We start from the raw sequence: 19107 nt of genomic DNA, 5'->3' as shown, positions 1-19107 counted from the left end.
CCGGCTGCCTCCAAAACCGTTGGGGCCAGGTCGATGACGTGGCTGAACTGGTTGCGGTGGCCGCCCTTCTCCTCGATGCCCTTGGGCCAGTGCACGATCGTGCCGTTGCGGGTACCGCCCCAGTGCGACGCTACCTGCTTGGTCCACTGATACGGCGAATCCATCGCCCATGCCCAGCCCACCGCGTAGTGGCCATAGGAGCCCTCGCCACCGAACTCGTCGATCTTCGACGCCAAGAACTCGGGAGTCTCGATGTCGGCCATCCCGTTGAAGTTGGCCATCTCGTTGAAGGCACCCTGCAGCGTGCCCTCCGCCGACGCCCCGTTGTCACCGATGATCACGTACACCAAGGTGTCGTCGAGGATCGGTTCGATCGCGTCGAGGAGCCTGCCGACGTGATGGTCGGTGTGCTCCATGAAGGCCGCATACACCTCCATCTCGCGCTCCAGCACTGGCCGCAGCCCCGGATCCATGTCCTCCCACGCCGGGATCTCCGCGTCTCGGGGCGTCAGGACGGCGTCGGCCGGGATGACGCCCAGCTCCTTCTGCCGTTCGAACGTGATCTCACGCTGCTTGTCCCAGCCGTGAGCGAACTTGCCCTTGTACTTCTCGATCCATTCCTTGGGCACCTGGTGCGGAGCGTGGGTAGCACCGGGCGCGAAGTACATGAAGAACGGCTTGTCGGGCAGGAGCGCCTTCTGCTGCCGAACCCAGTTGATCGCCTTGTCGGTCAGGTCCTCGGTGAGGTGATAGCCCTCGGCGGGCGTCTTCGGCGGCTCGATCGGGGTGGTGCCCTCGTACAGGGCCGGGTCCCACTGGTTGTTCTCGCCGCCGATGAAGCCGTAGAAGTACTCGAACCCGCCGCCGCCGGTCGGCCACGCCGTGAACGGGCCTGCCGGACTCGTCTGCCACACCGGAACCTCGTGGCACTTGCCGAACTGCGCAGTCGAATATCCGTTGAGTTTCAACGTCAATGCGAGCGGCGCCTTGGTGTTCGGTAGCACCGATGTGTATCCGGGTGCGGCCGTGGCAGTTTCGGTGATGTTGCCCATGCCGACCGAGTGGTGGTTGCGACCGGTCAAGAGCGCTTGGCGTGTTGGTGAGCACAGCGCCGTGGTATGGAAGCGGTTGTACTTCAGTCCACCCGCAGCCAGTTTCTCGAAGTTCGGGGTCTCGCACGGCCCGCCGAATGCACTGCTGGCCCCGAACCCGACGTCGTCGATCAGGATGACGAGCACGTTGGGTGCGGTCTCGGGCGGGCGAATGTCCCGGATCGGCGGGTAGCTGGTATCCGGGTCCTTCGCGTCATACGTCGTGAGGCCGACGTGCGCGACGTCCGGAACGGGCAGGATGTCACGCCGGACGGCCGGCGCTTCATTGGATGAAGTCACGCAGGATTCCGCTCGCCGAAGTGATCGCCGTATCGACGATCTCGAACCACGCCGCTCGAGTCCGAGACGGCCACAGTAGCCCGCGGCGCGCGACGACGGGACTATTTGACGGTGTGGTCACCGACGCGGAACGAGGGCGCCGCTACGCCTTGACCCGGGTGAACCGGTGCAACAGCCACGCCAGCGGGACGGTCACCGCCAGCGTCACGACGAACAGCCAGAACATCGAGCCGGTGTAGATCGGAAAGTGCAGGACCTCGACCATCACCAACTCCATCGTGACGAGGTGGATCAGGAAGATTTCGTAGGAGATCTCGCCGAGGAACACCATCGGCCGGCTCGCCATCAACTGCAGGTACCAGCCGCGCGCCTCACCGCGCCCCCGCAGCGCCAGCGGCGCGACCAGAAGCGTCGCGATGACGGCGTAGAACAACGTCTTGGCCAATCCCTCGCGAAGTTCTGCGGGCGACGTCGTCGGCGCGCCGGCGATCGGCGTGGCGACGATGAAGTAACAGGCCAGCGCCAGCGGGACGCAGATCATCGCGTACGCCCGCACGCCCAACGGCAACAGCGCCGCGAGCAGCATGCCGCCGATGAACCACATCAGGTAGGTGGGTAACCACAACGGCGCACCGTCGGGCAGGAACTCGGTGGTGTGCACCAGCGTCAGCCACGCCGGGGAGAGGAGTGCCAGCACGGTCAGGCCAAGGACCAGCCGTACCGGGTGCCACTCGCGGTGGCACAGCACCACCAGCAACAGGTAGGCCATCACCGGCAGCGCCACGTAGAACGCCGCCTCGACGGCCAGGCTCCACATCTGGGTCAGACCCTGGTGCAGGTAGGAGAACAGGTAGTCGTCGGTGTAGATCTGCGTGAGGGTCAGGTTGCGGAACAACCCCATCCACGTGTGACCGGGATTCGGGCCCGCCGTGCGGAAGTGGTACACCAGGTACGCCGCAAGCACCGTCACGACGTAGGCCGGCATGATGCGACGGACCCGGTGCCAGGCGTAGCGGCGCACCGAGGGTGGCGCGTACCCGTCGGCCGCCGCGGCCGCGCGCACCCACGGCGCGAACAACAGGAAACCGGACAGCACGAAGAAGATGGGGACGCCAATCTCCATGCGGGAGTAGAGAAGTCCGACGTACCCGTGGGTGTAGTTGCCCGTGGTGTACGCGGCATGCGTGAGCATCACGAGTATGGCCGCGACCGCGCGGATGCCGGTCAGTGAGGCGACGCGGCTCGAACTGACCGACTCGAGGCCGCCAACGTCACTGTTGTCCGGCGACGTCACTGTGGCTTGTGATGGTGACTCGGGCCAGCGCGACTCGGGCCGCGGTCTTGTTTGAGGTCGATCAGCACACCTGAAATACGAGTGTGCTCAAGCTTTTTCAACGTTTCCCTGGATAGCTTCGCAGGCAACTCGACCAGCGAGTGGTCCATCTTGATCGTGATGTGGCCGAAGTCGCTTCGGTGCAAGCCGCCCTCGTTGGCGATCGCGCCGACGATGGATCCAGGACCGACCTTGTGCCGTTTGCCGACCGCGATGCGGTAGGTCGCCAGATCGCTGCGGACGTTGTCGCGGCGCTTGCGCGGCGGGCCGTCCTCGCGATCGGGACGTTCGCGGCGCTTCTCCGGTGGTGGCTCCGTCATCAAGAACTCGCCGCCACCGCGACTCTGCACCGCCAGCGCTGCGGCGATCTCAGCCGTCGGCACGTCGTGGTCGCGCTCGTAGCCCTCGATCAGCTTGCGGAACAACTCGATTCCCGGTGCGTTCAACGCCTCGGTGATCGACTCGCGGAACTTCTCCACCCGCTTGTCGTTGACGTCGTCGACTGACGGCAGCTGAGACTCGACGAGCTTCTGCCGGGAGACCCGCTCGATCGAGTTCAGCAGATGCTTCTCGCGGGGCGTGACGAACAACACCGCCGCACCCGACCGGCCAGCCCTCCCGGTGCGCCCGATGCGGTGCACGTAGGACTCGGGATCGTGCGGAATGTCGTAGTTGAGCACATGCGAGATGCGCTCGACGTCCAGCCCGCGCGCCGCCACGTCGGTGGCGATCAGGATGTCGATCGTGCCGTCCTTGAGCTGGCTGATGGTGCGCTCACGCACGGCCTGGGCGATGTCGCCGTTGATCGCCGCGGCGGAGAAACCCCGCGCCCGCAGCTTCTCGGCGACCTCTTCGGTGGCCTGTTTGGTACGGACGAACACGATCATCGCCTCGAACGGCTCCACCTCGAGCAGCCGGGTCAGCGCGTCCATCTTGCGCGGCCCGGCGACCTGGATGTAGCGCTGCGAGATGTTCTCCGCCGTGGCGGTCTTCGACTTGACCGTCACCTGGACGGGGTCGTGCAGGTACTTGGAGGTGATCTTGCGGATGGCGGGCGGCATGGTGGCCGAGAAAAGCGCCACCTGCTTGTACTCGGGGGTGTCCGCGAGGATTCGCTCGACGTCCTCGGCGAAGCCCATCTGCAGCATCTCGTCGGCCTCGTCGAGCACCATGTAGTCCAGATGCGAGACGTCCAGGCTGCCCTTCTCCAGGTGGTCGATCACCCGACCGGGCGTACCGACCACGACCTGGGCGCCGCGCTTGAGTCCGGCCAACTGAGGGCCGTAGGACGAGCCGCCGTACACAGGCAGCACGTTTACCGGCAGATGTGCGCCGTAGCGGCTGAAGGCCTCCGCGACCTGCAGCGCGAGCTCGCGTGTCGGCGCCAGGACCAGCGCCTGCGTGGTGCGGCTGGTGGTATCGATCCGCGAGAGGATCGGAATCGCGAAGGCCGCGGTCTTGCCCGTTCCGGTCTGCGCGAGCCCGACGACGTCGGAGCCCGCCATCATCGGCGGAATCGTGGCGGCCTGGATGGCCGACGGCGACTCGTAGCCGACGTCGGCGAGGGCCCGCAGCACCGCCGGGTGAATCTGCAGGTCAGCAAAGGTAATTTCCGCGCTCGGCGCGTCGGGTTCTTCAGACGTCATCGAGGTTGCAGTCTACGGGTAGTCGCAGCTCGCGCAGCCGCGATGGCACCCCGAGCCGGTACGGTGGCCCAACGTGAGGATCCTGTGAGACGTCGGTGGTGGTTCGCGGTCCTGGCGGCGGTGACGGCGCTGGCCGGCTGCGGCGCGAGCGATTCGACCGTGTCCAAGACACCCGAGGCCACCGTGGGCCCAGCCCAGACCGCACCGCCTGGCCCCGGCCCGACGGTTGCCTCCGGCCCGGCACCGACTTCCGCGCCCGCCGACCCGTGCGCGATCAACCTCGCCGCGCCCGAGATCGCCAAGGCCGTCTCCGAGCTGCCCCGTGATCCGCGCAGCGGCCAGCCATGGAGCTCCGAACCGCTGGCAGGCAACTACAACGAATGCGCGCAGCTGTCGGCGATCGTCATCAAGGCCAACACCAACGCCGACAACCCGAACACCCGCGCCGTGCTGTTTCACCTCGGCAAGGTCATCCCCACGGGCGTGCCAGACACCTACGGCTTCAACGGCATCGACGAGACGGCCACCACTGGCGACACGATCGCCCTGATGTACCTCGACGAGACCAGCAAGCTCAAGAGCATCGTGCGATTCCGCTGGAACGGCAACGGTGTGGAACTGATCGGCAACACCGGCTAGCCGCTCGACGTCGGCGTCCTGACCTACAGTTGCGGACGTGTTCGTCTTGGGCGATGGGGGCGACGACCGCGTCGTCTACAGCGCATCCGATCTCGCCGCCGCAGCGCGGTGCGAGTACGCGCTGCTTCGCGCCTTCGACGCGAAACTGGGACGCAGCCCGAGGATCGAAGTCGAGGACGAACTGCTCGCCCGCACTTCGACTCTCGGTGACGAGCACGAACGCCGCCAGTTGGACGACCTGCGCGCCGAGTTCGGCGACGTCACGGTGATCGGCCGCCCCACGTACACCGCCGCGGGCCTGCGCGCCGCGGCCGACCAGACCAGGCGCGCGGTCGAGGACCGTTCGTCGGTCATCTACCAGGCGGCGATGTTCGACGGTCGGTTCGTCGGCTTCGCCGACTTCCTGGTGCTCGACGGAGATCGCTACCGGCTGCGGGACACCAAGCTCGCGCGCTCGGTCAAGGTGGAGGCCCTGCTGCAACTCGCGGCCTACGCCGACACGCTGACCAACACCGGCGTCCCGGTGGCCGACGAGGTCGACCTGGTGCTCGGCGACGGCACGGCCGCGAGCTACCGGGTGGACGAACTCCTGCCCGTCTACCTGTCGCGGCGCACCGCGCTCGAACGACTCCTCGACCGCCACCACGCCGGTGGCCTTGCCGTGTCGTGGGACGACCAAGAGGTGCGCGCCTGCTTCCGCTGTCCCGAATGCGCAATCCAGGTCCGGGCCCGCGACGACCTGCTTTTGGTCGCCGGGATGCGGGTCAGTCAGCGCGCCCGCCTCATCGACGCGGACGTCACGACCGTGCACCAACTGGCGGCCCACACCGGCGTCGTCCCGCAGCTGTCGGCACGGGCGGTCGATGGCCTGGCGGCACAGGCGCGGCTGCAGATCGCGCCGCGCATCGACGGCAAACCGCCCTACGAAATCGTCGACGCACAGCCGCTCGCGGTGCTGCCCGACCACGACAAGGGTGATCTGTTCTTCGACTTCGAGGGCGACCCCCTGTGGACGGTCAACGGTCGCGACTGGGGTCTGGAGTACCTGTGGGGCGTGCTGACGACCACCGACGAGTTCCAACCCTTCTGGGCCCACGACCGGGCGAGTGAACGCCAGGCGCTCGTCGACTTCCTGGCGATGGTGCGCAAGCGCCGTAAGCGCTACCCGAACATGCACGTCTACCACTACGCGGCATACGAGAAGAGCACTCTGCTGCGCCTGGCCGGCCGCTACGGTGTCGGCGAGAACGAGGTCGACGACCTGCTCCGCAACGGCGTGCTGGTCGACCTCTTCCCGTTGGTGCGCAAGAGCATTCGCGTCGGTGCCGAGAACTACAGCATCAAGTCGCTTGAGCCGCTCTACATGGGGCTCGAACTGCGCAGCGGTGAGGTGACGACCGCGACCGACTCGATCACGCAGTATGCCCGCTACTGCGAGCTGCGCGACGACGGCCTCGTCGACGAGGCGCAGATCGTGCTCAAGGACATCGAGGACTACAACCGGTACGACTGCCGTTCGACGCGAAGGCTGCGTGACTGGTTGGTCGCAAGGGCCATCGAGTCCGAAGTGCCGCCTCGCGGTCCACAGCCGGTCGACGACGGCGGTCCCGTCGAGGTCGCCGACGAGCTGGAACGCAAGCTCATCCGATTCGCCGGTGACGGCGTCGAAGACCGGTCACCCGAGCAGCAGGCGGTGGCGATGGTGGCCGCCGCGCGGGGCTATCACAAGCGCGAGGACAAGCCCTTCTGGTGGGCGCACTTCGACCGGCTCAACAACCCGACGGATGAATGGGCCGACAACACCGGCGTCTTCGTCGCCACGCACGCGGAGGTGGCGGTCGACTGGCACCAGCCACCGAAGGCGCACAAGCCGCAGCGTCGCATCACGCTCACCGGCGAGATCGCCTCCGGCGCGCTGACTACGGGCATGTACGCCCTCTACGACCCGCCCGCACCCACCGGTTTGGCCGACGACCCCGACCGGCGCGCGTTCGGTTCCGTCGAGGTGCTGGAGTGCGACGATCCCGAGGTACCCACGGAGGTCCTCGTCCTTGAGCGCCAACCGAAGGACGGTGACGTCTTCGACCAACTGCCGTTTGCGCTGACGCCGGGACCGCCGGTCAACACCAAGCCCCTGCAGACCTCCATCGAGGCGACCGCCAATGACGTCGCCGCAGGCCTGCCCGCCTTGGCGCCGGGTGCCGTGCTCGACATCCTGCTGCGGCGAGCGCCCCGCACCGTCAGCCGCGGCCCGCTCCCCCGCGGCGAGGGCGCCGCGGAGGACATCACCGCGGCGCTGCTCGACCTGGACTCGTCGTATCTCGCGGTGCACGGACCGCCGGGCACCGGCAAGACCTACACCGCCGCTCGCGTCATCGCGACACTCGTCAACGACCACCGTTGGCGGGTCGGCGTCGTCGCGCAGTCGCATGCCGTTGTCGAGAACCTGCTGCGCGACGTGATCGAGGCAGGCGTCGACGCCACCAAGGTGGCCAAGAAGCGCAGGGGCGCCAACCCGTGCTGGCAGGAGATCAGCGAAAAGCAGTATCCATCGTTCATCGCCGACAGCGAAGGCTGCGTCATCGGCGGGACGGCATGGGACTTCGCCAACGACGGCCGCGTGCCGCGACACAGCCTCGACCTGTTGGCCATCGAGGAGGCGGGACAGTTCAGCCTCGCCAACACCATCGCCGTGTCGCAGGCGGCCCGAAATCTCCTGCTGCTCGGGGATCCCCAGCAGCTGCCCCAGGTCAGCCAGGGCATCCACCCGGAGCCCGTCGACGAGTCGGCGCTGGGTTGGCTCGTCGAGGGCAGCCACACCTTGGCGCCTGAGCGTGGCTACTTCCTCGACCTCTCGTTCCGGATGCATCCGACCGTCTGCACCGCGGTGTCGCGCCTCTCGTACGACGGTCGCCTCCACGCCCGCGCCGACGTGAGCGGCGCCCGCCATCTCGCCGGTGTCACCCCGGGAGTCCGCGTACTGCCCGTGCCGCACGACGGCAACTCCACCGACAGCCCCGAGGAGGCGGACGCGATCGTCGGTGAGATCAAGGCTCTGCTCGGCACCGCGTGGACCGACGAGCACGGCACCACTCCGCTCGGCCAGGAACACGTGCTGGTGGTCACGCCGTACAACGCCCAGGTGGTCACCCTGCGGCACCGGCTCGACGCGGCGGCCCTTCCCGACGTCCAGGTCGGCACCGTCGACAAATTCCAGGGCAGGCAGGCGCCCGTCGTCTTCATCTCGATGACGGCGTCCTCCATCGACGACGTACCCCGCGGAATCTCCTTCCTGCTGAATCGGAATCGGCTCAACGTCGCGGTGAGCCGCGCCAAGTACGCGGCGATCATCGTCCGTTCGCCGCTGCTGACCGACTACCTGCCGTCCACCCCGGCCGGTCTGATCGAGCTCGGCGCATTCCTGGCGCTCTCGCCGTGTGATACACCCACGGAGTGAGTGACACGCTGACCGACCAACTCGCCGCGATCGTCGGCGCCAAGTACGTCAGCACCGACCCCGACGTCCTGGCCGGCCGCTGCGTCGACTACACCGGCCGCTACCGAGGCGGGGCGGTCGCCCTGGTGCGCCCCGGCTCCGACGACGAAGTGGCGGCGGCGCTGCGGACGTGTCATGACGCAGGCGCCTACGTCACCGTGCAGGGCGGGCGGACGTCCCTGGTCGCGGGCACCGTCCCCGAGCACGACGACGTCCTGCTCTCCACCGAGCGCCTCTCGGCGATCGACGAGGTCGACACCGTCGAACGCCGCGTCCGCGTGGGAGCGGGTGCGACGCTGGCAGCCGTCCAGCACGCCGCGACGGCCGCGGGTCTGGTGTTCGGCGTCGACCTCGCGGCGCGTGACTCGGCGACCGTTGGTGGAATGGCGTCGACCAATGCGGGTGGGTTGCGCACCGTCCGCTACGGCAACATGGGCGAGCAGGTCCTCGGACTCGAGGTGGCGCTACCCAACGGGTCGGTGGTGCGTCGCCACAGCGAGGTGCGCAGCGACAACACCGGCTACGACCTGGCGTCCCTGTTCGTCGGCGCCGAGGGCACCCTCGGGGTGATCACCAGCCTCGACCTTCGACTGCATCCCGCACCGGCACAACGCGTTACGGCCATCGCGGGCTTCGACGACCTCAACGCACTCGTCGCCGTCGGACGCGAGTTCCGCGACGTCGACGGCATCGCCGCACTGGAACTCATCGACGCGCGGGCCAGCGCACTGACGGCCGAACATGCGAGCGTCGGCGCCGCCGTCGACGGCGCGTGGCAGCTTCTCATCGAGTTGGCTGGCGACGTCGACCACACCGAGCGGCTGGCCGAACTCCTCGAGGGCGCCGAGCTGGCCGGGGAACCCGCCGTCGGCATCGACACCGCCACCCAGCACCGACTCTGGCAGGTCCGCGAGGCCGTCGCCGACGTGCTTGGCGTCTACGGACCGCCGCTGAAGTTCGATGTCTCGCTGCCACTTTCGATGATCGACGAGTTCGCCACCTCGGCGACCGCGTTGGTCGCCGAGTACGCGCCTGACGCCATCCCGGTGCTGTTCGGCCACATCGGCGAGGGCAACCTGCACCTGAACCTGGTGCGCTGCGAGTTGAACGCCGATCGCGAGCGCGACCTGTACTCCGCGATGATGGCGTTGATCGCCGCTTGCCGCGGCAACGTCAGCAGTGAGCACGGAGTCGGAACCCGCAAGCGGGATTACCTGACGATGTCGCGCACCGCAGCCGACATCGCGGCGATGCGGGCAGTCAAGGCGGCGTTCGACCCCGACGGCTGCCTGAACCCCGCGGTGCTTTTCGACTAGTCGCGGAACCGCATCGAGTGCCTGCCGTAGGTTCCCGCATCGCCGTCGGCCTGCTCGTCATCGCGGGAGTGCCTCCCGCCCCGCGGTGACGGAGGCGGTGGCACCGGGACCGGCACTTCCACTTCGACGTGGAAACCGTTGTGGGCAAAGCCGATTGGCTCCGGTGACCGGTACCGCTCCGCGGTCGCGATGAGTTGGGGCACCGTGTCCGGCTCGTCATCGACGGCGACGGCCAGCGGGACGGTGACACTCTCGTCGGCGGCGATGGCGCCGCGCGCAGGGACGTCGGCTTGCCGTTGCACCGGAGGGACCGGTTCGTCCTCGTCCTCCGACGACCAGTCGACGGTGTACTCGACGTAGTCGTCGTCGTCGAGAAAGTAGTCGGGTTCGACGTACGTGCGGGCGTCGACCAAGCGGCTCGGCTCGGCGGCCGGACCACCCAGGGACCCACGCAGGAACAGTGCGGCAACCACTCCCAGCAGCGCGACGAACGCAGGAAGCAGAAGCGACTGCGAGAGCGCGGCCGCGAACGGCGCGTGCAGGAAACTCGGCAATTGGGTGACGGCGCCCTGGCCGACGCCGGGATCCGTCTCCCCGGGCATCGCCGCGCTGATCTGCGACGTCATCAGTGCCGCCATGCCCGCACTGCCAAGCACGCTGCCGACCTGCCGCGTGGTGTTGTAGACGCCAGAGCCGGCACCGGCCAGCTCGGGCGGAAGGGTGCGGGTCGCGGTGGCCGCGAGCGGAGACCAGATGAACGCCATGCCGATGCCCATCAGGACGAACGGCAGCAGCAGTCGCCAGATCGGCGTCGTTGGCGTCATCTCGATCGACAGCCAGGTCAAGGCGATCGCCAGCGCGGAGAAGCCGAATCCGACGATCGGGCGCGGGTGGGTCCGGTCGACGAGCTTGCCGACGAAGGGGGCCAGCACCCCGCTCACGATCGCCATCGGCGCGGTCAGCAATGCAGACCGGGTAGGAGACAGCCCGCAAACGGCCTGGGCGTAGAACATCACAGGCAGGATCATGGCCGTCACCGCGAAACCGATCACGGCAATCCCGACGTTTGACATCCGGAAGTCGTTGTCGCGGAACACCTTCAGCGGAATCAGTGGCTCGTCTGGATTGACGGCCTGCCAGTAGACGAAGCCAACCATCGCGGCGACGCCCGCCAGCAGCAGGCCCCAGATCCACGGCGCCCAGTCGCGGGTTTGGCCCTCCTGCAGCGCAAAGACGATCAAGAACATGCCCACGCCGGACAGCACGACGCCGAGCACGTCGAAACCGTGCTTCTCGGTCGGCAGGGTCGGGACGAAGATCAGGGCCAAGACCAGTCCGACGAGGCCGATCGGCACGTTGACGATGAAGATCCACTGCCAACCGAGGCCGTCGACGAGCACGCCGCCCGCGAGGGGTCCGACGAGGGTGGCGACGCCCGCCGTGGCACCCCACACGCTCAACGCGACACCGCGCCGCTCCGCGGGGAAGATCCGGGTGATCGTCGACAACGTCTGCGGCGTCAACAACGCCGCACCGATCCCCTGCACGGAACGTGCGGCGATGAGGGTCTCGATGCTGCCCGCCAGACCACACCACAGCGACGCAACGGTGAATACCGCGAGCCCGACCAGGTAGAGATTGCGCGGCCCGAACCGGTCCCCAAGCCTGCCGGCCAGGAGTAGCGGCACCGCGTACGCCAGCAGGTAGGCGCTGGTCACCCAGATGACGGAGGCGTAGTCGACGTGCAGGGCATCCATGATCGAGGGGTTCGCGACGGCGACGATCGTGGCGTCGAGAAGGATCATGAAGAAACCCACCAGCAGCGCCCACAGCGCGTTCCACGGATTGTCGGTGCGGGGCCGCAACAGATGCAGCAGCGCCGTCATCGCGCCGCCTCAGTGGCCTTGGCGCGCGACATCGCGGCCCCGGCCAGCACGGCGTGGGGCACCAGCGAATGAGTCAGTGTCTGCGGCATTCAATCGGTCGTGCGGTTGCGAAGCTATTGAGCCGACGCTACGGATCAGCCCGTTTCACGACAAGTCGGCCTGCTTCCGCAGCGCTGGCAAACGGAGCGGATCAAACCGCGTCAGCGACGGCAACCCCAGGTGCCGCGACGTCTTCGCCGGCCCCAGCACCCCCCACCGCGAGAAGCGCCAGCAAGGCGATGACCGATCCCGCCGTCATGACCGCGGCGAGCGCCAGTTCGTCGTTGCCGAGCACGCCGACCAATGGCGCGACGGCCGCACCCAGCCCGAACTGACCCGCGCCAAGCAGGGCGGCAGCGGTGCCCGCGGCATCGGGATGCCGCGTGAGCGCCACTGCGGGCGCATTGGGGATGACGAATCCCATCGCCGCCAGGATCGCCCACACGGGGAGTACGAAGGCGTAGATGCCAACCAGCCCCGCCGCGGCCAGCCCAACGAAGACCACGCCCGCAGCGGCTGAGGCCGCCAACGCCCAGACCGTGATGGTTTGGGGTGCGAAGCGACGCAGTAGGACGACGTTGAACTGCGTCGCCCCGATCAGCGCGACCGCGCCTGCACCGAACACCAACGCGAACGCCTGCTGGTCGAGGCCATGGCGCCCCTGCAGCACGAACGAGGCGCCGGCGATGTAGGCGAACAGCCCTGACATGCCCAGCGCGGCCACCAGAACGAGGATGACGAAGCGCCGGTCGCGAAGAAGTTCGCCGTAGGTGGAGAGGATGCCGCGAACGCGCAGCGGTCGTCGATGCGACACCGGCAGGGTCTCGGGCAGCGCCAGCGCCGCGAGCAGGAGGAGTAGTCCGGCGAGCACCACCAGGACGGCGAACACCCAATGCCAGGAGAAGCGCAGCAGCACGGCCGCACCCAGCGACGGGGCGACCACCGGGGCCACGCCGAGCACCAGCATCAACCTCGACATGACGGTCGCCGCTCTTGCGTTGGAGAACAGGTCGCCGACGATCGCGATCGCCACCACCATCGCGGCGGCCGCGCCGACGCCCTGTAGGCCCCGCGCGATCCCGAGCACAACGATGTTCGGCGCGAACAGGCACAGCACCGACGCCAGCATGTGCAGCACGATTCCCGCCATCAGCGGACGACGGCGGCCGAGCGAATCGGACAGTGGACCGATCACCAGCTGACCCAGGGCCAGACCCGCCAGCGTGCCCGTCAGCGTCAACTGCACCACCGAAGACGTCACCGAGTAGTCCTCGGCGATCCGCGGAAGGGACGGCAGGTACATGTCGATCGTGAGCGGTCCCAGCGCGACCAGAAGGCCGAGCACCACGATCATCCGGGTCTGGCTCGGCACCTTTGGATCGTCGATCACCCCCGGGTCGGTGGGTGCAGCGCGCTTGAGGTCCACGAATCCAGATGCTGCCATGAAACTGTTTAGCAAGGGTGACGGGCATTTTCTTCCCACGGCGAACGGTGACCGACGTCACCGCCGGGCACGCGCAGGCCCCGCTGTGCGTTGGATGTGCATCACGACGGGATAGCCTTTGGAGAGCCCGTCCGCAGATGGAGGCCATACCCATGAGCGCTCGTTCTAGCGCCAAGAGCCAACTGCCCGCTACCCGCAAGGGCTCAGATGACGATCCGAGCGTGGCAGCCCGCGCGCTGTCTCAGATCATCGAACGCGGCGCTCGCGTTCAGGGTCCCGCGGTCAAGGCCTACGTCGAGCGGTTGCGTGAACACGATCCAAGCGCGACGCCCGCCGAGATCGTCGAGAAGTTGGAGAAGCACTACCTCGCCGCGGTGATGGCCAGCGGCGCGGCCGTTGGGTCGGCGGCGGCGTTCCCCGGCATCGGCACGCTGGTCGCCATGTCCGCCGTCGCCGGTGAGACCGTGGTGTTCCTCGAGGCGACCGCCGTCTTCGTACTGGCCGTCGCCGAGGTGCACGGCATTCCCGCCGAACATCGCGAGCGTCGCCGCGCACTGGTGCTCGCGGTGCTGGTCGGTGACGACGGCAGGCATGCCGTGGCCGACCTGATCGGAACGGGACGAACGGGTGGGGCGTGGCTGGCCGACGGCGCGGCGTCGCTTCCGCTGCCCGCGGTATCGCAGTTGAACGGGCGGTTGCTGAAGTTCTTCGTGAAGAAGTACGCGCTCAAGCGGGGCGCGATCGCGTTCGGCAAGATGCTTCCGGTCGGCATCGGCGCGGTGATCGGCGGCGTCGGCAACCGCGCGATGGGCAAGAAGATCGTCTCCAACGCGCGTGGTGCATTCGGCAACCCGCCGGCCCGGTGGCCCGCGACGCTGCACGTTCTGCCCGCGCTGGAGAAGTAGGACGAGCGTCCCTCGAGACGCATCAATGCCGCCGTCGACGTCGGCTCGATGTGACTAGTGGCGTTGGCCGCTACCGGTTGCCTCGGAAGCGCTAGCCTTTATGGGGCGAAAGAGCGGGCGGCAGACGGCGCGTCCGCGGAGTTAGAAGGAATCGAGGCGAGTAGCTGCCGTGAGCAGTTCACCTTCACCATTCGGACAGAACGAGTGGCTTGTCGAGGAGATGTACCGCAAGTTCCGCGAGGATCCCTCGTCGGTCGATCCGAGCTGGCACGAGTTCCTCGTCGACTACTCCCCCGAGCCGACCAACGACACCACCGCGGCGGCGGCGAGCAGTAACGGCCAGGCAGCGGCGCCGGCCAAGGCAGCCGAGCCGGCCGCTGAGGCCGCTGAGGCCGAGCCCGCCAAGGCCGAGCCAGCCAAGAGCGAGCCCGCCAAGGCCGAGCCGGTGAAGGCCGAACCGGTGAAGGCCGCCGAGGCCAAGCCGAAGGCCGCCGCGAGCGCTCCACCCGCCGATGGTGACGAGGTCGCGGTCCTTCGCGGCGCGGCGGCTGCCGTCGTCAAGAACATGAACGCCTCGCTGGACGTGCCGACCGCGACCAGCGTGCGGGCCATCCCGGCGAAGCTGATGTTCGACAACCGCACCGTCATCAACAACCACCTCAAGCGCACCCGCGGCGGCAAGATCAGCTTCACCCACCTGCTGGGCTACGCGATCGTGCAGGCCGTCAAGAGCTTCCCGAACATGAACCGGCACTTCGCCGAGATCGACGGCAAGCCCAACGTGGTGACGCCCGCCCACACCAACCTGGGCCTGGCCATCGACCTGCAGGGCAAGGAAGGCAAGCGTCAGCTCGTCGTTGCCGCGATCAAGCGTTGCGAGACGATGCGTTTCGGGCAGTTCATCGCCGCCTACGAGGACATCGTGCGCCGAGCGCGCGACGGCAAGCTCACCGCCGAGGACTTCGCGGGGGTCTCGATCTCGCTGACCAACCCTGGCACCATCGGCACCGTGCACTCGGTGCCGCGCCTCATGAGCGGCCAGGGCGCAATCGTCGGCGCGGGCGCGATGGAGTACCCGGCCGAGTTCCAGGGCGCCAGCGAAGAGCGGATCGCCGAGATGGGTCTCGGCAAGCTGATCACGCTGACCTCGACCTACGACCACCGCATCATCCAGGGCGCCGAGTCCGGCGACTTCCTGCGCACCGTTCACAAACTGCTGCTCTCCGACGACTTCTTCGACGAGATCTTCCGCGAACTGGGCATCCCGTACGAGCCCGTCCGGTGGCGCACCGACAACCCCGACTCGATCCACGACAAGAACGCCAGGATCATCGAACTGATTGCGGCGTACCGTAATCGCGGCCATCTGATGGCCGACATCGACCCGCTGCGACTGGACAAGACCCGGTTCCGCAGCCACCCCGATTTGGACGTCCTCACCCACGGGCTGACGCTGTGGGATCTGGATCGCGTCTTCAAGGTCGACGGCTTCGCCGGCGCCGAGTACAAGAAGCTGCGCGACGTGCTGTCGGTGCTGCGCGACGCGTATTGCCGCCACGTCGGCGTGGAGTACACCCACATCCTGGAACCCGAGCAGCAGAAGTGGATTCAGGAGCGGGTCGAGGTCAAGCACGACAAGCCGACGGTCGCCGAACAGAAGTACATCCTGAGCAAGCTCAACGCCGCCGAGGCGTTCGAGACGTTCCTCCAGACGAAGTACGTTGGGCAGAAGCGCTTCTCGCTGGAAGGCGCCGAGACCGTCATCCCGATGATGGACGCGGTGCTCGACCAGGCCGCCGAGCACGGACTCGACGAGGTCGTCATCGGCATGCCGCACCGCGGTCGACTCAACGTGCTGGCCAACATCGTCGGCAAGCCCGCGTCGCAGATCTTCTCCGAGTTCGAGGGCAACCTGAACCCGAGCCAGGCCCATGGCTCCGGCGACGTCAAGTACCACCTCGGCGCGACCGGAAACTACCTGCAGATGTTCGGCGACAACGACATCGACGTGTCATTGGTGGCCAATCCGTCCCACCTCGAGGCCGTCGACCCCGTGCTCGAGGGTCTGGTTCGCGCCAAGCAGGATCTGGTGGACTTCGACCCCGGAACCGACGGTCCACAGAACTTCACCGTCGTACCGGTCATGATGCACGGCGACGCGGCGTTCGCGGGCCAGGGCGTGGTCGCGGAGACGCTGAACCTGGCTCTGCTGCGGGGTTACCGCACCGGCGGCACCATCCACATCATCGTCAACAATCAGATCGGCTTCACCACCTCGCCGCAGGACTCCCGCTCCTCGGAGTACTGCACCGACGTCGCGAAAATGGTTGGCGCACCGATCTTCCACGTCAACGGCGACGACCCAGAGGCCGCCTCCTGGGTGGCGCGGCTGGCGATCGACTTCCGTCAGCAGTTCAAGAAGGACGTCATCATCGACATGCTGTGCTACCGCCGCCGCGGGCACAACGAGGGCGACGACCCGTCGATGACCCAGCCGGGAATGTACGACGTCATCGACACCAAGCGCGGGGTCCGCAAGACCTATACCGAAGCCCTCATCGGCCGCGGTGACATCTCGATCAAGGAGGCCGAGGACGCCCTGCGCGACTACCAGGGCCAACTCGAGCGGGTGTTCAACGAGGTCCGCGACCTCGAGAAGCACGAGATCGAGCCAAGCGAGTCGGTCGAGTCCGATCAGCAGCTGCCCGCGAAGTTGACTACGGCAGTGGACAAGTCGCTGCTGGCACGGATCGGTGATGCGCACCTGGCGGTGCCGGAGGGCTTCAACGTGCACCCCCGTGTCAAGCCGGTGCTCGAGAAGCGCCGTGAGATGGCCTACGAGGGCAAGGTGGACTGGGCGTTCGGCGAACTGCTGGCGATCGGCACCATGGTCGCCGAAGGCAAGCTCGTCAGGTTCTCCGGGCAGGACACCCGCCGTGGCACGTTCACGCAGCGCCATGCGGTCATCATCGACCGCACGACCGGCGCCGAATTCACCCCGTTGGAGTTGCTGACCCTCAAGGAGGACGGCACCCCGACCGGCGGCAGGTTGATGGTCTACGACTCGGCGCTTTCCGAGTACGCGGCGGTAGGCTTCGAGTACGGCTACTCGGTGGGCAACCCGGACGCAATGGTGTTGTGGGAGGCGCAGTTCGGCGACTTCGTCAACGGCGCGCAGTCGATCATCGACGAGTTCATCAGCTCGGGCGAAGCCAAGTGGGGCCAGCTCTCCGACGTCGTGCTGCTGTTGCCGCATGGCCATGAGGGCCAGGGCCCCGATCACACGTCGGGCCGCATCGAGCGGTTCCTGCAGGTGTGCGCCGAAGGGTCGATGACCGTTGCGATGCCGTCGACTCCGGCGAACTACTTCCATTTGTTGCGACGGCACGGCATGGACGGGATCCACCGGCCGCTGATCGTCTTCACCCCGAAGTCGATGCTGCGCAACAAGGCTGCGGTGAGCGACATCCGCGACTTCACCGAGCAGAAGTTCCGCTCGATCCTCGAGGAGCCCACCTACTCCGACGGCGACGGTGACCGCTCGAAGGTTAAGCGGATCCTTCTGACCAGCGGCAAGATCTACTACGACCTGGCGGCCCGCAAGGCCAAGGAAAACCGCGACGACATCGCGATCGTCCGGGTCGAGCAGCTCTACCCGCTGCCCAAGCGACGGCTCGCCGCCACCCTCGACGAGTATCCGAACGCCTCGGAGTTCCGCTCGGTGCAGGAGGAGCCGGCCAACCAGGGGGCGTGGCCGACGTTCGGCCTCGCCATGCCAGAACTGTTGCCGAACCACCTGACCGGTATCAAGCGCATCTCGCGGCGCGCGATGTCGGCTCCGTCGTCGGGGTCGTCGAAGGTGCATGCGGTCGAACAGCAGGAGATCATCGACGAGGCCTTCGGCTAACTCGCCCTCCGCCGCGAGCGGGCGTGTCGGCACGCCGACACGCCGCTCGTTTTGGCACTTTGCGCACGGTCGCCGTCAAGCCGACACCGATTAACCTGGGACCGTCGGTATCGGCTACCCTGTCGGACAACTCAACACGCGTCGAACAACAGGAGTGAATGTTCATGGAGGGCTTCGCTGGGAAAGTCGCCGTCGTCACGGGGGCAGGGTCGGGCATCGGCCAGGCGCTTGCCATCGAACTGGCACGGTCGGGTGCGAGAGTCGCCATCAGCGACGTCGACACCGAAGGTCTTGCCGTCACCGAAGCGCGCCTGAAGGCCATCGGCGCGCCGGTCAAGGCCGACCGCCTCGACGTCACCGAGCGTGAAGCCTTCGAGCTCTACGCCGACGCGGTCAAGGCGCACTTCGGCAAGGTCAACCAGATCTACAACAACGCGGGCATCGCGTTCACCGGTGACATCGAGGTCAGCTCCTACAAGGACATCGAGCGCGTGATGGACGTCGACTTCTGGGGCGTCGTCAACGGCACGAAGGCCTTTCTCCCCCATCTCATCGAGTCCGGCGACGGCCACGTCGTCAACGTCTCCAGCGTCTTCGGTCTCTTCGCCGTTCCCGGCCAGGCCGCCTACAACGCTGCCAAGTTTGCGGTCCGCGGGTTCACTGAGGCGCTGCGCCAGGAAATGTCGTTGGCCAAGCACCCCGTGAAGGTCACGACCGTACATCCCGGCGGCATCAAGACCGCGATCGCGCGCAATATGACCTCGGCCGAAGGTGTCGACACCGTCGAACTAGCCAAGACGTTCGACGAAAAGCTAGCGAACACGTCGCCGGAAAAAGCCGCCAAGATCATCCTCGAGGCCGTCCGCAAGAATAAGGCGCGAGTTCTCGTCGGCCCCGACGCCAAGGTGCTCGACCTCGTCGTCCGGAGCACCGGCTCCGGCTATCAACGCCTATTCACCGCGTTCACGGCGAGAGCGATACCCGACGCGAAATAGCTCCTCCCGTCCCTGCCCGCGAGCGTGCGTGGACTGTCGCATTTTGCGGTGTGTCGGCGTGCCGACACACACCGTCGCGGCAGGGGGGGGTGGACGTGGCCATAGCTCCA

The 19107-nt window shown here is 67.3% G+C and carries 11 protein-coding genes; 6 read left to right on the top strand and 5 right to left on the bottom strand.

Going from position 1 to position 19107, the window contains the following annotated elements:
• The 3 genes from QOD90_RS18250 to QOD90_RS18240 all read right to left on the bottom strand — a co-directional run.
• The coding region (locus tag QOD90_RS18250; protein ID WP_526352221.1) for an arylsulfatase at positions 1–1391 on the bottom strand (1391 nt) is incomplete at its 3' end.
• Positions 1392–1533: 142 nt separating this feature from the next.
• Positions 1534–2685 (bottom strand): acyltransferase family protein, encoded by a 1152-nt coding sequence (locus QOD90_RS18245; RefSeq protein ID WP_526352219.1) that lies wholly within the window; start codon positions 2683–2685, stop codon positions 1534–1536.
• Positions 2682–4370 (bottom strand): DEAD/DEAH box helicase, encoded by a 1689-nt coding sequence (locus tag QOD90_RS18240; RefSeq protein WP_526352217.1) that lies wholly within the window; start codon positions 4368–4370, stop codon positions 2682–2684. Before QOD90_RS18240 ends, QOD90_RS18245 begins: the two co-directional genes overlap by 4 nt.
• An 84-nt stretch (positions 4371–4454) precedes the next feature.
• On the opposite strand from QOD90_RS18240, the gene QOD90_RS18235 reads away from it, so the two are divergent.
• Genes QOD90_RS18235 through QOD90_RS18225 form a run of 3 tightly spaced genes read left to right on the top strand, consistent with a single transcriptional unit; the run spans position 4455 to position 9821 of the window.
• On the top strand, positions 4455–5009 hold the full coding sequence (locus tag QOD90_RS18235) for an LppP/LprE family lipoprotein (protein WP_526352215.1): 555 nt from the start codon (positions 4455–4457) through the stop codon (positions 5007–5009).
• Positions 5010–5046: 37 nt separating this feature from the next.
• Complete coding sequence (locus QOD90_RS18230; protein ID WP_526352213.1) at positions 5047–8466, top strand: TM0106 family RecB-like putative nuclease; 3420 nt, start codon at positions 5047–5049, stop codon at positions 8464–8466.
• The gene (locus tag QOD90_RS18225) at positions 8463–9821 is read left to right on the top strand and encodes an FAD-binding oxidoreductase (protein ID WP_526352211.1); all 1359 of its coding nucleotides are present in this window, start codon (positions 8463–8465) and stop codon (positions 9819–9821) included. The genes QOD90_RS18230 and QOD90_RS18225 overlap by 4 nt, the downstream gene beginning before the upstream one ends.
• On the opposite strand, the gene QOD90_RS18220 is transcribed toward QOD90_RS18225, so the two are convergent.
• Both QOD90_RS18220 and QOD90_RS18215 read right to left on the bottom strand, forming a co-directional pair.
• Complete coding sequence (locus QOD90_RS18220) at positions 9818–11707, bottom strand: MFS transporter (RefSeq protein ID WP_526352209.1); 1890 nt, start codon at positions 11705–11707, stop codon at positions 9818–9820. The two genes, QOD90_RS18225 and QOD90_RS18220, sit on opposite strands and share 4 nt — an antisense overlap.
• Positions 11708–11897: 190 nt before the next feature.
• On the bottom strand, positions 11898–13190 hold the full coding sequence (locus tag QOD90_RS18215; RefSeq protein WP_526352207.1) for a multidrug effflux MFS transporter: 1293 nt from the start codon (positions 13188–13190) through the stop codon (positions 11898–11900).
• Between the two features lie 152 nt (positions 13191–13342).
• Here QOD90_RS18215 and QOD90_RS18210 point away from each other — a divergent pair, with 152 nt between their 5' ends.
• The 3 genes from QOD90_RS18210 to QOD90_RS18200 all read left to right on the top strand — a co-directional run bounded on the left by QOD90_RS18210 (position 13343) and on the right by QOD90_RS18200 (position 18997).
• Positions 13343–14095, top strand: a complete 753-nt coding sequence (locus tag QOD90_RS18210; RefSeq protein WP_526352206.1) for a hypothetical protein — start codon at positions 13343–13345, stop codon at positions 14093–14095.
• Positions 14096–14315: 220 nt separating this feature from the next.
• The gene (locus QOD90_RS18205; protein WP_526352223.1) at positions 14316–18002 is read left to right on the top strand and encodes a multifunctional oxoglutarate decarboxylase/oxoglutarate dehydrogenase thiamine pyrophosphate-binding subunit/dihydrolipoyllysine-residue succinyltransferase subunit; all 3687 of its coding nucleotides are present in this window, start codon (positions 14316–14318) and stop codon (positions 18000–18002) included.
• Between the two features lie 164 nt (positions 18003–18166).
• The gene (locus QOD90_RS18200) at positions 18167–18997 is read left to right on the top strand and encodes an SDR family NAD(P)-dependent oxidoreductase (RefSeq protein ID WP_526352204.1); all 831 of its coding nucleotides are present in this window, start codon (positions 18167–18169) and stop codon (positions 18995–18997) included.
• Positions 18998–19107 lie beyond the last annotated feature (110 nt).

Origin of the sequence: Mycobacterium sp. (assembly GCF_032161845.1) — a bacterium.
Lineage (GTDB): Bacteria > Actinomycetota > Actinomycetes > Mycobacteriales > Mycobacteriaceae > Mycobacterium.
The sequence above is the reverse complement of the archived record's forward strand: the minus strand, read 5'-3'. Positions and strand labels throughout refer to the sequence as shown.

Bases quoted from the DNA above. Each gene is read 5' to 3' on its own strand.
- QOD90_RS18215 (WP_526352207.1), bottom strand. From the start codon at position 13,190: ATGGCAGCATCTGGATTCGTGGACCTCAAGCGCGCTGCACCCACCGAC.
- QOD90_RS18210 (WP_526352206.1), top strand. From the start codon at position 13,343: ATGAGCGCTCGTTCTAGCGCCAAGAGCCAACTGCCCGCTACCCGCAAG.
- QOD90_RS18200 (WP_526352204.1), top strand. From the start codon at position 18,167: ATGGAGGGCTTCGCTGGGAAAGTCGCCGTCGTCACGGGGGCAGGGTCG.
- QOD90_RS18220 (WP_526352209.1), bottom strand. From the start codon at position 11,707: ATGACGGCGCTGCTGCATCTGTTGCGGCCCCGCACCGACAATCCGTGG.
- QOD90_RS18205 (WP_526352223.1), top strand. From the start codon at position 14,316: ATGTACCGCAAGTTCCGCGAGGATCCCTCGTCGGTCGATCCGAGCTGG.
- QOD90_RS18240 (WP_526352217.1), bottom strand. From the start codon at position 4,370: ATGACGTCTGAAGAACCCGACGCGCCGAGCGCGGAAATTACCTTTGCT.